Source organism: Microbacterium sp. bgisy189, assembly GCF_057707225.1.
In genome coordinates, this window is record NZ_JBYIPT010000002.1 from 430,411 (window position 1) to 445,707 (window position 15,297).

The window sequence follows — 15,297 nt, forward strand, 5'->3', positions numbered from 1 at the left end:
CAGGGCACCGCAGCCCCAAAACTGAGGAGTTCGGTACCCGCGCGTCGCGCACTCACCCGGGGTCGACGGCGGCACGCGCGGTTTTCGCGCGGCGCGCGGCGGTACGAGCCTGCTCGGCGGCCTCCGCGGCCGCGCGGATGAGGGCGTCGAGGTCTGCGCGGGCCGCTGACGCCTCCGCTTCGATCTGTGCGAGTTCACGCCGCAACGCGTCGGCGCGCGTCTCGAGCCCGTCGGCCTTCGCCTGTGCGCGGTCGCGCTTATCCTCCGCATCCGTCTGATCGCGGGCGGCGCGGTCGGCGGCGCGTTCGGCTTCGCGGGCGGCACTTTCGGCGGCCTTGCGGGCTCGACGTTCTGCGAGTTCGTCGTCGGGGGTCTCGTCGCGCTGCGGCAGCGGCGCCGAACCACTCAGCACATCGGCGAGGTCGAGGTCTCCCCCGGCGGCGATGGGCTTGGCCAGTCGCGCCGTGCGCACGGCGGCCGCCGCTGTCGCATCGATGAGTGCAGCGTTCAGGGTCGACTCGATGTCTGTGAGCGCGGCGGCACTGACCGCGACACCGACATCGGCAGCACGGTCGCCACCAGACCGAGCGAGCGCCGCCACCAACTGCCGTCGCTGTCGCCCGAGGCGGGACAGCTCAGCGGCGTCGAGATCGTCCTGGGCCTCACGCAACGCGGCCCCGAGTTCGAGCGCGTCAGCGAGCATTCCCTCACGGGCGAGCAGGTCGACCACCCACGCCGACACGACCGGCTTGCGGATCTTCGCGACGCGGGCGGCGAGATCCTTGTCGACACCTCGCGCGCGCTCGCTGCGCGCCGTCGTGAAGTCCGCCGGCGGCACGGCGTACAGCTCGACGACGATCGTGTCGAGGTCTTCGCCTTCTGCCATGAGGCAAGTCTCGCGCATGCGGGGGATGGATGCCGAGGCATGTCGGCGCTCGCACCTACGCTGGATCCATGGCGACCCGCAAGACGATGACCACCGCGTTCCGGTGCACCGAATGCGGGTGGACGACCGCCAAATGGGTCGGCCGCTGCGGCGAATGCCAGCAGTGGGGCACGGTCGTCGAGCAGGGCGCGGCAACCGGCATCGTGACGTCGGTGACGGCGATCGCGCCGGCCCGTCGGGCGACGCCCATCACGTCGATCGACACGAGCGAAGCACCGCGTCGCACGAGCGGCGTCGGCGAGTTCGACCGGGTGCTGGGCGGAGGCGTCGTGCCGGGTGCGGCGATCCTGCTGTCGGGCGAACCGGGCGTCGGCAAGTCGACGCTGCTGCTCGAAGTGGCATCACGCAGTGCGGGAGCCGGGCAGACGGTGCTGTATGTGAGCGCCGAAGAGTCGCTCGGCCAGGTGCGTCTTCGCGCCGAGCGCACCGGAGCGCTGCACGACCGCCTGTTCCTCGCGAGCGAGACGGATCTCGCGACCGTGCTCGGTCATATCGACGAGGTGCGGCCCGATCTGCTCATCGTCGACTCCGTTCAGACGGTCTCGTCGAGCCTCACCGATGGCGTCGCCGGTCACCCCAGCCAGGTGCGCGAAGTGGCATCCACCCTCATCCGCATCGCGAAAGAACGCGACCTGCCGGTGATCATCGTCGGTCACGTCACGAAAGACGGCTCGATCGCGGGGCCCCGCATCCTCGAACACCTCGTCGACGTCGTGTGCCATTTCGAGGGCGACCGGCAGACCTCGCTGCGCTTCGTGCGGGCGCTGAAGAACCGGTTCGGCGCGACCGACGAGGTCGGATGCTTCGATATGACCGGTGACGGCATCGCCGAGGTGCCCGATCCGAGTGCGCTGTTCCTCGGCCACGGCTCGCGCGAAGCGGGCACGTGCGTCACGATCGCGCTCGAGGGGCGACGCGCTCTGCCCGTCGAAGTGCAGGCCCTCACGATTCCGACGGGCGCGCCGAACCCGCGGCGTATCGTGAGCGGCGTCGACGGCGCCCGAGTCGCGATGATCCTGGCGGTGCTCGAAAAGCGTGCGCGGGTGAAGGTCTCCGACCTCGACGTCTATGTGTCGACGGTCGGCGGGGTGCGCCTGACCGAACCGGCAGCAGACCTGGCGATCGCCCTCGCGGTGGCGAGCGCCGTATTCGATCACCCGAATCCGAGCGGGCTCGCCGCGATCGGCGAGTTGAGTCTCGCGGGCGAGATCCGAGCCGTCACGCAGCACGAGCAGCGACGCGTCGAGGCCGGCCGCGTCGGCTATCGCAGCATCCTCGACACGTCGTCGAAAGACCTTCGCACGGCGCTCGCCGACCTCGGCCGCCTGCACCGGCCGGCGCCGGGCGACGAACCCGGGTTCTGACTCAGGCGTCGAGCGCGGCGATGATGTCCGCCGGCGTCGCCTGCATCGGATGGGGACCAGCGATGTCGAGGAAGACGGTGGTGATCTCGTCGCCGTGCACGCCGAGGAAGGCGCGCAGCCACCCCGGCGACTGGAGACCGACGGCGGGCGGGAGGGATGCCGGCTTGTGTGACGCGTCACTGAACAGCAGGAGCGCGACGTCTCCCGTGTCGGGTGCGCGGTAGGTCCAGACCTCGCCGGTGTCGAGCGGGTTGTCACGTTGGCCGGGGCGCAGCAGCGGCACGACGGTGGGGCCGTGGCGCAGGGCGAACGCGACGGCCGCGAGGTCTTGCGTCTGCAGCGCGTCCGCGAGCTGCGGATTGCGGAACTCCAGCGGCGGCTTGCCGCCCTTCGCCTTCTTGTTGCCGGCCATGCGTTCCAGCCTATGACCGGCCGAAGGCACTGAAGGCAAAGAGTGGGGCCCTCTCGATCCCCCCATTGGGGACTGGGGGATTCGGGAGGGCCCGTGCTCACCGGCGGGGGATCCGACGTCACACCTCTGGGGATCAGTGTGACTTCCGCTGCTGGGGACAACGGCGGTCGCTACGGGAGCTGATTTCAGGGTACCCATCCGCACGCATGAATGATGTCCCCCCTTCGGGGGACAAATGGTGAGAAACCTCTCAGGGTTTCGTTCGTTCTGCCCGAGGTAGACGCTTTCCGCAGCTAATCAGCACAGACCGCCGCAGCAGATCAGCGCAGTTCGAATGCCTTGTCGTCTGACGTGATGCCGCCGATCGTCACCGTCAGGTTGTAATAGGCGCCGCCGCCGGGCGCGCTCGGGCGGTCCTCACCCTCGGCGCAGGTCTCGGTCGACGAGCGGGTGCGATCCCAGACGATGGGCTCGACCGTCGTCACCGTCTGCCCTGCCGTGAGGGTTTCGACCTGGTTCGCGGACTCGATCTGACAGTGCGCCGAGTTCCACCATTCGTCGCTGCCGCTCGTGATCACGAATCGCTGCGTCGCGGTGCCGACGTCGATGAGACAGTCCGTTTCGCCGTCGTTCGTGAGCGAGATCGACAGCTGCGGCAACTCGCCGGCGCCGTAGGAGTCCTTGTCGGTCACCGCCTCGACGATCAGGTCTCGACCGTTGCACGCCTCGGCGACGGTCGCCGTCCCACTCGGCGTGGGGGTCGACTGCGGCGTGCCGGACGCGGTGGCCCCCGGTGTGGCGGTGTCGGTCGGCGCCGCGAGAGCAGACCCGCTCGGATCCGGATCGGATGCCGCGGTTCGCCACGGCTGCCAGATGAGCACGGCCACGGCCGCCGCGACGAGCAGCAGGATGAGCAGCAACGCCAACCGCCGGCGGCGGTAGACGGCCGGGGAGTGCCTGCGACGGGGTGGGGTGCTCACGCAGTCAGGGTACGGTGCGGGGCCGAGCCAGCCGCCCCGGCGCGCCTACAACTGCTTGAGCATGCGGGTGTTGCCCAGGGTGTTGGGCTTCACGTGCGCGAGGTCGAGGAACTCGGCAACACCTTCGTCGGGGCTGCGCAGCAGCTGCGAGTACACGTCGGGGTCGACGATCTGCTCCCCGATCGGTTCGAATCCGCGACGGGTGAAGAAGGGCACTTCGAAGGTGAGACAGAACAGCCGCCGCAAGCCGAGCGCGTTCGCGCGGTCTTCGAGCGCCGTCACGAGCCCCCCACCGACGCCGTGGTGCAGCCAGTCCTCCGCCACGATGAGCGTGCGGATCTCGCCGAGGTCCTCCCACATGACGTGCAGCGCACCGCATCCGATGAGGCGGTCACCCGCCTCGGCGACAACGAACTCCTGCACGGACTCGAAGAGCGTGACGAGCTCTTTGCCCAGCAGGATGCGTCGCTCCACCCACGGCTGCAGCAGCTCGAGGATGCCGCGCACGTCGGCCGTGCGGGCCGGACGGACGGTGTAGGCGGATGCATCGGTCACGGCACCAGCGTAAGCCCGCGACGCGGGAACGCCGGTGCCGGATAGGCTCTGCTGTGACCCGTACACGGCCGAGCGATCGGCCCCGCTGCTGGAAGGGCGCGCCGGCGTGAGTGTGCTCCGTGACTACGCGACGGCAGTGTCGCAGCCGACACTGCCGTTCACCGCGCCCGGCGACGCACGCTATGACGAGGTCGTCGACCCCGTCGGCTCGTTGCGCCCCGCGTGGAAGGCACTCGCCGAACGTGCCCTCGCGGTCACCGACGACGAGTTGCGACGCGTCGACGGCGAGATCGTGCGATTCTTGGCCGACGACGGCGTCTCGTACATCCACCCAGACGTCGGGGCGCTGCCGTGGCAGCTCGACGCGATGCCGCTCATCCTCGACGCCGCGTCCTGGGCGCGCCTCGACGTGGGTCTGGCGCAGCGCGCCGAACTGCTGAACGCGCTGCTCGTCGACCTGTACGGCGACCAGACCCTCCTCTCGAAGGGCATCATCCCGGCGCCGGTCGTGCTGGGGCATTCGGGCTTTGCCCGTTCGGTCGCGCGGCCCAGCGCGGCAGATCCTCATCCGCTGCTGCTGTCGGCCGTCGATCTGGGGCGCGACGCAGAGGGCGATTGGCATGTGCTCGCCGACCGCGTACAGGCACCTTCGGGCCTCGGCTTCGCGATGCAGAACCGTCGCGTCATCTCGCAGGTGATCCCCGAGCTCTATCAGGAGAGCAGCCTGCATCGCATGGAGCCGTACTTCTCGGCACTGCACGCGACGCTGCTCAACGCGGCGCCCGAGGGCGTCACGAGCCCGACGATCGTCATCCTCTCCCCCGGCACGATGAGCGAGACGGCGTTCGATCAGGCCTTTCTCGCCGGCGCACTCGGCTTTCCCCTCGTGCAGGGCAGCGACCTGGTCGTGCACGACGGCGGGGTCTGGATGAAGCCGGCAGGGTGGCCGGCGCGCAACCCGACCGAGCGCGTCGACGTGATCGTGCGACGCGTGGATGCCGAATGGTGCGACCCGCTGGAGCTGCGCGCCGACTCGCGTCTGGGCGTGGCCGGCCTCAGCGAGGCCGTTCGGCGCGGACGCGTGCGCCTGGTGAACGGACTCGGCGCCGGCGTCCTCGAGAACCCGGCGCTGATGCCGTTCCTGCCGGCGGCCGCCGAGCACCTGCTGGGTGAGCAGCTGCGACTGCCGTCAGCCCCCACGTGGTGGTGCGGCGATCCGGGCTCGCGCGAAGACGTGATCGCGCGGCTGCGCGCCGGCGACGAGGGACTGTTCGTGCGCGCCCTCGATGAGCCTCGCAAGGCGCTCGCGGGGCTCGACACCGACGCCCTGATCGCTCGCATCCGCACCGCTCCGCATCGCTTCGTCGGTCAGCAGCTGCTGCCGCTGTCGCAGGCACCGGTGTGGACCTCTGCGGGATCTGCCGCGTCGGTGCCGCTCGTGCTGCGGTCGTTCACGCTGCGCTACGGCTCGAGTTACCGCCCGCTCGTCGGCGGCCTCGCGACGGTGCGCGAGAGCGCGGATGCCGCGCCGACCACGAAGGACGTCTGGGTGCTGAAGGCATCCGATGCCGACCCCGACCAGGGGCTCATCGAGGTCGACCCGCTTCCGGCGGCACGGACGGTGCCGCCCCTGGCGCCGCGCGCGCTGGCCGACATGTTCTGGGTCGGTCGCTACGCCGAACGCACCGAAGACTTCTTGCGACTGCTGCTGACCGCGCAGCACCTGCTCGACCAGCCAGGCGCGCACCGCCACCGCGACCCGAGCGCGGTCGTGCTGCTCGCGACGCTCGAACGGCTCGCCGGCCGGCACCACGACGACCCCGAAGCGGAGTTCCGTTCCCTGCTGCTCGATACGCGGCGACGCGGGGCACCGGCGCAGTCGATCCTTCGGTTGCGCGATGCGCTCGAGGGTGTGCGTGACCAGCTCTCGGGCGACACCTGGCGCGTGTTCGCCCACATCGACCGCGCGACCAGAGCGCTGCGCGCCTCGCAGCATCCGCACCGCACTGTCGAGTCGGCAGGACGCATGCTGTCGTCGATCCTGTCGTTGCATGGTGTGACCGCCAACATGATCCGCGACGCCGGCTGGCACATGATCGAGACGGGGCGCGCACTCGAGCGTGCACTGCAGCTGTGCCACATCCTCGCGGTCGGCGCCGTCGATCGGCGCACGCTCCGCGCCGATCGGGAGGTGCTCGAGTCGGTGCTGACGGCATCCGAATCGATCGTCACCTACCGCCGCCGCTATCGCGGCTCGATGCGCACCGCCGACGTGCTCGACCTGCTGCTGCTCGACGCCGACAACCCGCGGTCATTGCTGTTCTCGCTCCACGCGATCCGTGACCACCTCGCCGCACTGCCCGCCTCGACCGGCTCGAGCCGCCCCGAGCGCCTCGTCGATCACCTCATCACGACGGTCGATGAGTTCGATGTGGCAGAGCTCGCCGCCGTGACCGACGGCCACCGATCCGCTCTCTCCGAGACGCTCGACGATGTTCGCGCACAGATCGAGCAGGTGGCAGACGCGATCTCGCAGGCCCACTTCGAGTCCGGCCCGCCGGCGGTCTCGCTATCGTCGCTGGCGATCATCGAAGAACTCATGGAGGCCAGGGCGTGAAGCGCTATCGCGTGTGGCACCGCACGGCGTACACCTACAGCGCCCCGGTCGAAGACAGCGTCGGCAAGTTCCATCTGTCGCCGCGCACACTGCCGTGGCAGCAGGTGGAGTCATCACAGGTGACGGTCACGCCGCCGCCCGGCGACATCAGCCCCGACGCCGACTACTTCGGCAACGCGGCGACGTACTTCCACCTCACCGAACCGCACGACTCGCTCGCGATCGAGTGCACGAGCGAGGTCACCGTGCACCGGCCCGCGTACGACGAGGCCGCCATGGCGCGCCCGTGGGAGGACGCACGCCCACTCGACCACCCCGACGTCGAAGGCGCGTGGCGGGCTGCCGAGTTCGCAATGGAGTCGCCCCGCGTCCGCCACGTCGACGACGCCACCGCATATGGCGCCGTGTCGCTGACACCCGGCCGCCCGATCGGTGAAGCGGCGACCGACCTGATGGAGCGGATCTTCCGCGACTTCGACTACGACTCGACGGCGACGACGGTCACGAGCACCGTGGCCGATGCCATGGACAAGCGCGCGGGCGTCTGTCAGGACTTCGCCCACGTCGCACTCGCCTGCCTGCGCGCGCACGGCGTCGCGGCCCGCTACGTGTCGGGGTATCTCGCGACCCAGCCGCCGCCGGGCAAGGAGCGCGTGTTCGGTGCTGACGCGTCACACGCGTGGCTCGCGGTGTGGCTGCCGGGCACGGACGAGTGGCTCGCGATCGACCCGACGAACAACCAGTGGGCCAACGACCGCTACGTGACGGTGGCGTGGGGCCGCGACTACGGCGATGTCTCGCCGGTGCGCGGCATCATCTACACCGAAGCGGAGCGCTCGACGCTGCGCGTCTCGGTCGACGTCGCGCCCCTCGACTGATCCCGGTCAGGCACCCCGGAGGGCGTTGACGGGTTCGATGCGGGCGGCGCGGCGAGCCGGGTAGCGGCCCGACAGCCAGCCCACGAGGGCGCCGAGCACGACGCCACCGAGCGCGACGAGCGGATCGACAATGGCCGTCCACTGCTGCGTCGCGGCGACGACCACGACCGCCAGCACGCCGAACGCGGCCCCGATCAGCCCGCCGAGCAGACCGATCACGACCGATTCGACCGTGAACTGCGCCGAGATCTGCCGCCGCGTCGCGCCCAGTGCGCGGCGAAGGCCGATCTCGCCGGTGCGCTCGAGCACCGACAGCAGCGTCACGTTCGCGATGCCGAGGCCACCGGCGAGCAGCGAGATCGCACCGACGACGATGAAGACGATGTTGACATCGGCTTGCACGGCACTGCCCAGGTCGGAACGCCCCCGCGGCGCCTTCACCTCCACCGATTCGGGATCTGCGGGTGCGAGGGCGAGCGGCGCCTGCTCTGCGAGTTGAGGCCCCGCGCCGACGGCGATGCGCACGAGCGCCTCTTGCGGCGCACCGAGCCACAAGTCGGCGCGTGCGGCGCCCATCGGGATCACGACCGCGTCGCGGACATCGGCCCGCGTCGCCATGTCGTCGACGACGCCGATGACGGCGTACGCGATGCCGTCGATGAAGATCGACGGCTGGCGGTCGATGCGCACGATGCCAAGACGTTCGGCGGCACGGCTGCCGAGGACGGCAACCCGGTCGCCGCGCTCGTCGTGGCCCTCGTCGAACATGCGGCCCATCGTGATGGAGCCCTGGATCACGTCGTTCAGCCCCGCGGTCGCCGCCAGCAGCGTCGGTGGCGACATGCTCGCTGCCGACGGGTCGTTGCGCGGCACCGCAGTGATCTCGGCACCGTCGATGACGACCGTTGCGACCAGCGCGGCATCCTCAGCGCCCGCGAGCCGCTCGAGACGTTCGGGAGCATCCCACGGCAATCGCCCGGTGGCGGCGGACTGCCCCTCACGCCCGGCCGACGTCGTGGCCGGGGTGATCACGACCTGGGTCGCGGCGACGGCGTCGAACTGGCTGGCGACCTGATTGGCGGCGGTCTGCGCGAACCCCCACGTCGCGACGAGCGACCCGATGCCGAGCACCGTGCCGAGAATCGTGACGAACAGCCGCCCGGGGCGGGAGCCGATATCGGTGGTCGCCTCGACGACGAGGTCGCTCGCCGAGAACCTGTCGGCGCGCGGAACGGGGGGCAGCAGGGACTCGACGGCTGACCCCTGGGGCTCGGCGACGGTCTCCGGCTGCTGCTCCGTCGTCTCGGCGTCGGCGGTCTTCTTGCGGCGGCGCCGGCCCGGCCACAGCTTCATGCGACGTCCTCGATGCGGCCGTCCGAGATGCGCAGCGATCGCGTCGCGCGTGCGGCGACGTCGCGGTCGTGCGTGATGACGACGAGCGTGATGCCGTCGGCGTTGAGCTCTTCGAACAGGCTCATCACCTCGCCCGAGGTGCGCTGGTCGAGGCTGCCGGTCGGTTCGTCGGCCAGCAGCAGCTTCGGTCCGCTCACGACGGCGCGCGCCACGGCGACACGCTGCCGTTCACCGCCCGACAGCGTGCCGGGCAAGAAGTTCTCGCGGTGGCTGAGTCCCACCCGCTCCAGCGCGCGCCTGGCGCGCTCGTGCCGCTCTGCGCGGGGCACGCCGCTGTAGAGCATCGGCATGAGCACGTTATCGAGCACCGACCGGCGGGGCATGAGGTGGAAGGCCTGGAAGACGAACCCGATGAACCGGGCTCGGACGGCTGCGCGCTGATCGTCGTCGAGGTCTCCCGTGAGTGACCCTGCCAGGCGATACTCGCCGACGCTCGGCCGATCCAGCAGGCCGAGGATGTTGAGCATCGTCGACTTGCCCGAACCGCTCGGCCCCACGATCGACACGTACTCCCCCTCGGCGAGCGAGATCGAGACGCCCTTGAGCGCCTGCACCTCGGGCGGGCCGGGGAACGAGCGGGTGACGTCGCGCAGTTCCACGAGGGGTGAGCTCACGAGCCCACCACGACCAGGTCGCCCTCTTCGAGGTCACCCTCTGTCGGGGTCACCTCGACATACCCGTCGGCGGCGAGACCGGTCTCGACCGTGACCATTCGGGTCTCGGCATCCTCACCCTCTCGCGGGTCGCCTTCGACGACCTCGACACGCGATTCGCCACCCGGCCCCGCGGTGAGCGCCGCGTACGGCACCGACAGCACCGACCCTTCGGTCGCGCCGACGGGCACCTCAAGGCGCACGTTGGTGCCCTGCAGCTCGCCGATCTGCTCGGACGTGAGCGGGTCTGGGGTGAAGCTCACCGTCGACCGGCCGCCGCCGTCCTCGGCCTCGATCGCGGTGATGACGGCGCGGTGCCGCTCACCGTCAGGCAGTTCGAAGAACGCCTCTGCGTCGACCTCGAGCAGTTCGGCATCGGCCTGCGCGACCGTGCCGCTCAGCTCGATCGTCGCGCCAGAGACCGTCATCGCGGCGCCCTGCAGCACGGTGCCGCGCTGCACGTTCATGGCGTCGATGCGACGCGGCAGCTGCGTGAGGTACAGGATCTCGCTCGACGGCATCGGCGTGAGTGCCGCCTGGCGCGCGGTGGCGAGCGCACGCTCGGCGTCGGCGATCTGCTCACGCGCGCTCTCGACACCCTGCGCCTCGGCGCTCGTGTCGCGTGCGGCGAGCAGTTCGCGCCGCTGGATCTTCGCGAGTTCGAGCTGGTCGCGCAGATCGCCGATCGTCACCGGGTCGCGCGGCACCGTCTGTTCGGCGACGTTGAGCTGTCGCTGGATGCTGGCGATCTGATTGTCTGCGGTCTTGATCTCGGACTGGCTCGGCCCGGCTCCCGCCTGCGAGAGCGCAGCCTTGGCGGATGCCAGCGACTCTTCGGCTGCGCGCACGCCCTCACGTGCGGCATCCACTGCCTCGTCCGAGCCTTCCGCCGCCTGCGGCGAGGGGTAGCCGACCTTCTCGTACAGCGCGTCGATGCCGGCTGCCGTCACCTCATCGAACACGTCGGAGTCGGCGTTGCCGCCGTCGATGCCGACCGCGGCGAGCGCCTGCTTGAGCTGCACGACGTCAGGCCCCGAGTCACCGTAGGCGAGCGAACGGTAGGCGGGCAGCTCACCGGGCAGCACGATGACCGGCCTCCCGGTCACCTCGAGCGCGACCGACAGTTCTTTCAGCTCGCTGCCGACTTCGGGGACGAGTCCCGTGACGACCGCGGCACCCTCGAACGACGAGGTGTCGAGGGTGACTTCGACGGCATCGGCATATGCGACGTCGCCGCGCATCGTGATGTCGTTGCTGAGCTCTCCGAACTCGACGGGCACGGTCACGAGGCCCGGATCGGGTGCCCCCTGTCCGGTGGCGGCGTCGACAGGCGAGATGACGAACCGGCCGAGCACGAGCCCCGCCACGAGCGCGACGATCGCGACTGCGGCGATCGTCCACAGTGCCCGGTTGCCCGTCAGCACGCGGCGCCAGCCGCCGGCGGCGGGACCGTCGGTCGTGGTGACCTCGGTCACCTCGGTCACTTCGGCCTGCTGCTCGCCGTCGACCGTGTCGAAGACCGCTGTCGCGTCGGCGTCGGCCGACGCCTCGGCGCTTTCGGCCGCACCGTCACCGGTGGGCTCGATGGCGTCGGCGTCGCCTCCGCGGCGCCCCGACCTCATTCGTTCGCCTGCTCGGCAGCCGCCTTGAGCGCGTCGAGCTCGGCCTTGTGCTCGGCGATGAACTGTTCTTCGAGTTCGAACTGGATGCGCAGTTCTTCTTGACGGAAGTCGGTCTTCTCGCGGCAGTCGAGATCGGCGAGGGCGAGCTCGATCTCTTCCTCGGCGATCGCCTGCATTTCGGGCGTCTCGGTCGGGTCGTTCTCGTAGTCGGTGTAGTCCTCCCAGAAGGCGTTCGTCTTCTCGATGATCGACTCCTGCGCGGCCATCTGGGTCTCGAACCCGGGGTGACCGGCATCGGCCATGCACGACGACCACTCCTGCTGCAGTTCGGCCATGCCCTCGTTCTCCTGCGCGCTCGTGTAGAACTCTTCGATCGCGGTGAACAGCGGCTTGAACTCTTCGCTCTCGTACAGGGCCTGCGAGTCGTCGCCGACTGCTTCGTCGCCGGCCTGCTGGCATCCGCGGTCCCAGCTGTCCCAATCGAAGTCCTCGTCCTCGTACGCCTCTTCGGGCGGTTCAGGGCCGTACAGCACCTCGTAGTAGGCCTGCATCTCGGACTCGGACAACGACTCGACGTACTCCTGGTTCGGGTCGACGGGGCCTTCCTCCTCGACCGGCATCTCTTCTTCCATGCCGGGCGAGTTGACCATGCCGTATCCGTACTGCGCGACCCAGTCGCGGTCGTCGGGCTTCCATGGGTCGTCCTCCTCGTCGGTGATGACGATGCCGCCGGAGCTGTCGACCGGGATATACTCGAAGCCCTCGTCGGTCATGCACTCGGCGATCGCTTCTTCGCGCAGACGGTTCTGCTCCGCCCACTGCGCTTCCTGCTCCTCGGGCGACAGGTTGCCGCCCCACATCGCCGACATGTACTCGTTCAGCGGCGAGTCGTCGTAGGTGAGCTCACCTCCGCCGCCCGTGCCGCACCCGGCGAGAAGAGCCATCGCCCCGATGGCGCCGACGATCGATACAGCTGTCTTACGCATGTGTCCCCCTGTGACCCGGTGACGCCGGTGCAATGGCGTCACCTCACATCATGGCGTAAGAAATGTATTCCCGGTATCCACCTTGAGGATGACATTCCCTGAAACGCGGAAGAGGGCGGATGCCGCAGCATCCGCCCTCTTCGAATCGATCGTTCGATCAGCTTCCCGATGCGGCGATATCGGGGGTGGCCTCGATCGCGCCGGCAGCCCCGACGCCGATGGCGACCTTGTCGCCGCGCGGGCCGTGCTCGAACGTGAACTGTCCGTTCTCGGCATCCACCTTCACGTGGTCACCGTTGTTGAGCTCGCCGTGCAGGATCTTCTCGCTGAGTCGGTCCTCGACCTCGCGCTGCATGGCGCGGCGCAGCGGACGGGCACCGAGCGCCGGGTCGAACCCGATCTCGATGAGCCGGTCCTTCGCGGCATCGCTGAGCTCGACGGTCATGTCACGGTCGAGGAGGCGCTCGCTCAGACGCTTGGTGAACAGGCCGACGATCTGACGCAGCTCGTCCTTGCTCAACTGCGGGAAGACGATCACGTCGTCGACACGGTTGAGGAACTCGGGCTTGAAGTTGCGCTTGAGCTCTTCGTCGACCTTGCCCTTCATCCGCTCGTACGTCGTCTGCGAGTCACCCTCGACCTGGAACCCGACCGGGCCGCCGGCGATCGCCGACGAACCGAGGTTGGTGGTCATGATGATGACCGTGTTCTTGAAGTCGATGACGCGACCCTGACCGTCGGTCAGGCGACCCTCTTCGAGGATCTGCAGCAGCGAGTTGAAGATGTCGGGGTGGGCCTTCTCGATCTCGTCGAAGAGCACGACCGAGAACGGCTTGCGGCGCACCTTCTCGGTGAGCTGGCCGCCCTCTTCGAAGCCGACGAACCCGGGAGGGGCACCGAACAGCCGCGAGACGGTGTGCTTTTCGCTGAACTCGCTCATGTCGAGCGAGATGAGCGCACCCTCGTCGTCGAACAGGAACTCGGCGAGCGCCTTCGCCAGTTCGGTCTTTCCGACGCCGGTGGGGCCGGCGAAGATGAACGAGCCGCTGGGACGCTTCGGGTCCTTCAGGCCCGCACGCTGACGGCGGATCGTGCGGCTGAGCGCAGCGATCGCCTCCTCCTGGCCGATGACGCGCTGGTGCAGCGCCGTCTCCATGAAGACGAGCCGGCTGGTCTCCTCCTCGGTCAGCTTGAACACCGGAATGCCGGTGGCCTGGGCGAGCACCTCGGCGATCAGGCCCTCGTCGACCACAGCGTGGGTCGCGACGTCACCCGAGCGCCACTGCTTCTCCAGACGCAGCCGCTCCGCCAGCAGCGACTTCTCCTCGTCGCGCAGCGACGCGGCCTTCTCGAAGTCCTGCTCTTCGCTGGCGCGCTCCTTGTCTTCGCGGACCTTCGCGATCTTCTCGTCGAACTCACGCAGCTCGGGCGGCGACGACAGAATGCTGAGGCGCAGGCGGGCGCCGGCCTCGTCGATCAGGTCGATGGCCTTGTCGGGCAGGAAGCGGTCGCTGACGTACCGGTCGGCGAGGTTCGCCGCGGCCACGAGCGCGCCGTCGGTGATCTGCACCTTGTGGTGCGCCTCGTAGCGGTCGCGCAGCCCCTTCAGGATGTTGATCGCGTGGGGGATGGAAGGCTCGCCGACCTGGATCGGCTGGAAGCGACGCTCGAGCGCGGCATCCTTCTCGAAGTGCTTGCGGTACTCGTCGAGCGTGGTGGCGCCGACCGTCTGCAGCTCGCCACGGGCAAGCAGCGGCTTCAGGATCGACGCGGCGTCGATCGCGCCCTCAGCGGCGCCGGCACCGACGAGCGAGTGGATCTCGTCGATGAAGACGATGATGTCGCCGCGGGTGCGGATCTCCTTGGTGACCTTCTTGAGGCGCTCTTCGAAGTCACCGCGGTAGCGGGAGCCGGCGATGAGCGAGCCGAGGTCGAGCGAGTAGACCTGCTTGTCCTTGAGCGTCTCGGGCACGTCGCCCTTCACGATGGCCTGCGCGAGGCCCTCGACGACGGCCGTCTTGCCGACGCCGGGCTCACCGATCAGCACCGGGTTGTTCTTCGAGCGGCGCGACAGGATCTGCATGACGCGCTCGATCTCCTTCTCGCGCCCGATCACCGGGTCGAGCTTGTTCTCGCGCGCGGCCTGCGTGAGGTTGCGGCCGAACTGGTCGAGCACCGCCGAGCCGCCCTGGGCGGCCTGCTGCGTCTGCTCGCCGGCGCCGGAGGCGACCCCCGCGGGCTCCTTGCCCTGGTAGCCGCTGAGCAGCTGGATGACCTGCTGGCGTACCTTGTTGAGGTCTGCGCCGAGCTTGACGAGCACCTGGGCTGCGACGCCCTCACCCTCGCGGATGAGACCGAGCAGGATGTGCTCGGTGCCGATGTAGTTGTGGCCCAGCTGCAGCGCCTCGCGCAGGCTCAGCTCGAGCACCTTCTTGGCGCGCGGCGTGAACGGGATGTGCCCCGTCGGCTGCTGCTGCCCCTGGCCGATGATGTCCTGCACCTGCTCGCGCACCGATTCGAGCGAGATGCCCAGGCTTTCGAGCGCCTTCGCAGCGACACCCTCGCCCTCGTGAATGAGGCCGAGGAGGATGTGTTCGGTGCCGATGTAGTTGTGGTTCAGCAGCTTCGCCTCTTCTTGGGCGAGCACCACCACACGACGGGCACGGTCCGTGAATCTCTCGAACATGGCTCTTCTCCTTCGGGCACCGAGTCTTCTGACGCCTTACGACGAGAGTAACCACGGGCGCGGGTGGGTATGCCCGTGTTCGCCGTCGGCGTGACAGGGCGCGGGGTTGACGCGCGGGCGGTGCTCCGCAGTCCCCACGCGACCCCCGCTCGCCTGTCACGAATCCGAGCTTCGAGCCTGTGATT

12 protein-coding genes are annotated in these 15,297 nt (G+C 69.3%); 3 read left to right on the forward strand and 9 right to left on the reverse strand.

All coding sequences use genetic code 11. The annotated features are described in order from the left end of the window. Positions 1 to 52: 52 nt before the first annotated feature. A complete protein-coding gene (locus AC3ENX_RS05030) occupies positions 53 to 886 on the reverse strand; it encodes a transposase (protein ID WP_434810758.1) in 834 nt (277 codons plus the stop codon). Between the two features lie 68 nt (positions 887 to 954). Between AC3ENX_RS05030 and radA the strand changes: the two genes are divergently transcribed. Beyond that, positions 955 to 2,310 (forward strand): DNA repair protein RadA, encoded by a 1,356-nt coding sequence (gene radA / locus AC3ENX_RS05035; RefSeq protein ID WP_434810759.1) that lies wholly within the window; start codon positions 955 to 957, stop codon positions 2,308 to 2,310. Position 2,311: 1 nt separating this feature from the next. On the opposite strand, the gene AC3ENX_RS05040 is transcribed toward radA, so the two are convergent. The 3 genes from AC3ENX_RS05040 to AC3ENX_RS05050 form a co-directional block, all read right to left on the reverse strand. Then, positions 2,312 to 2,722, reverse strand: a complete 411-nt coding sequence (locus AC3ENX_RS05040; protein WP_434810760.1) for a dehydrogenase — start codon at positions 2,720 to 2,722, stop codon at positions 2,312 to 2,314. 320 nt (positions 2,723 to 3,042) lie between these two features. Further along, positions 3,043 to 3,702, reverse strand: coding sequence for a hypothetical protein (locus AC3ENX_RS05045; protein WP_434810761.1), 660 nt, complete (start codon positions 3,700 to 3,702; stop codon positions 3,043 to 3,045). A gap of 45 nt (positions 3,703 to 3,747) precedes the next feature. Next, positions 3,748 to 4,257, reverse strand: coding sequence for an amino-acid N-acetyltransferase (locus AC3ENX_RS05050; protein WP_434810762.1), 510 nt, complete (start codon positions 4,255 to 4,257; stop codon positions 3,748 to 3,750). A gap of 106 nt (positions 4,258 to 4,363) precedes the next feature. Here AC3ENX_RS05050 and AC3ENX_RS05055 point away from each other — a divergent pair, with 106 nt between their 5' ends. Further along, the gene (locus tag AC3ENX_RS05055; protein ID WP_434810763.1) at positions 4,364 to 6,874 is read left to right on the forward strand and encodes a circularly permuted type 2 ATP-grasp protein; all 2,511 of its coding nucleotides are present in this window, start codon (positions 4,364 to 4,366) and stop codon (positions 6,872 to 6,874) included. Beyond that, the gene (locus AC3ENX_RS05060) at positions 6,871 to 7,752 is read left to right on the forward strand and encodes a transglutaminase family protein (RefSeq protein ID WP_434810764.1); all 882 of its coding nucleotides are present in this window, start codon (positions 6,871 to 6,873) and stop codon (positions 7,750 to 7,752) included. The genes AC3ENX_RS05055 and AC3ENX_RS05060 overlap by 4 nt, the downstream gene beginning before the upstream one ends. Positions 7,753 to 7,758: 6 nt before the next feature. On the opposite strand, the gene AC3ENX_RS05065 is transcribed toward AC3ENX_RS05060, so the two are convergent. The 5 genes from AC3ENX_RS05065 to AC3ENX_RS05085 all read right to left on the reverse strand — a co-directional run bounded on the left by AC3ENX_RS05065 (position 7,759) and on the right by AC3ENX_RS05085 (position 15,112). Then, entirely contained in the window at positions 7,759 to 9,105 is a 1,347-nt protein-coding gene (locus AC3ENX_RS05065) for an ABC transporter permease (protein ID WP_434810765.1), read from the reverse strand. Beyond that, positions 9,102 to 9,779 (reverse strand): ABC transporter ATP-binding protein, encoded by a 678-nt coding sequence (locus tag AC3ENX_RS05070; RefSeq protein ID WP_434810766.1) that lies wholly within the window; start codon positions 9,777 to 9,779, stop codon positions 9,102 to 9,104. Before AC3ENX_RS05070 ends, AC3ENX_RS05065 begins: the two co-directional genes overlap by 4 nt. After that, complete coding sequence (locus AC3ENX_RS05075) at positions 9,776 to 11,440, reverse strand: hypothetical protein (protein ID WP_434810767.1); 1,665 nt, start codon at positions 11,438 to 11,440, stop codon at positions 9,776 to 9,778. Before AC3ENX_RS05075 ends, AC3ENX_RS05070 begins: the two co-directional genes overlap by 4 nt. Continuing rightward, positions 11,437 to 12,426, reverse strand: a complete 990-nt coding sequence (locus AC3ENX_RS05080; protein ID WP_434810768.1) for a hypothetical protein — start codon at positions 12,424 to 12,426, stop codon at positions 11,437 to 11,439. The genes AC3ENX_RS05075 and AC3ENX_RS05080 overlap by 4 nt, the downstream gene beginning before the upstream one ends. Positions 12,427 to 12,583: 157 nt before the next feature. Next, positions 12,584 to 15,112, reverse strand: coding sequence for an ATP-dependent Clp protease ATP-binding subunit (locus tag AC3ENX_RS05085; RefSeq protein ID WP_434810769.1), 2,529 nt, complete (start codon positions 15,110 to 15,112; stop codon positions 12,584 to 12,586). Between the last annotated feature and the right edge of the window lie 185 nt (positions 15,113 to 15,297).

What these genes read in the sequence shown, in the direction of transcription:
- AC3ENX_RS05085 (WP_434810769.1), bottom strand. Translation starts at nt 15,112, where the DNA reads ATGTTCGAGAGATTCACGGACCGTGCCCGTCGTGTGGTGGTGCTCGCC.
- AC3ENX_RS05040 (WP_434810760.1), bottom strand. Translation starts at nt 2,722, where the DNA reads ATGGCCGGCAACAAGAAGGCGAAGGGCGGCAAGCCGCCGCTGGAGTTC.
- AC3ENX_RS05030 (WP_434810758.1), bottom strand. Translation starts at nt 886, where the DNA reads ATGGCAGAAGGCGAAGACCTCGACACGATCGTCGTCGAGCTGTACGCC.
- AC3ENX_RS05065 (WP_434810765.1), bottom strand. Translation starts at nt 9,105, where the DNA reads ATGAAGCTGTGGCCGGGCCGGCGCCGCCGCAAGAAGACCGCCGACGCC.
- AC3ENX_RS05080 (WP_434810768.1), bottom strand. Translation starts at nt 12,426, where the DNA reads ATGCGTAAGACAGCTGTATCGATCGTCGGCGCCATCGGGGCGATGGCT.
- AC3ENX_RS05075 (WP_434810767.1), bottom strand. Translation starts at nt 11,440, where the DNA reads ATGAGGTCGGGGCGCCGCGGAGGCGACGCCGACGCCATCGAGCCCACC.
- radA (WP_434810759.1), top strand. Translation starts at nt 955, where the DNA reads ATGGCGACCCGCAAGACGATGACCACCGCGTTCCGGTGCACCGAATGC.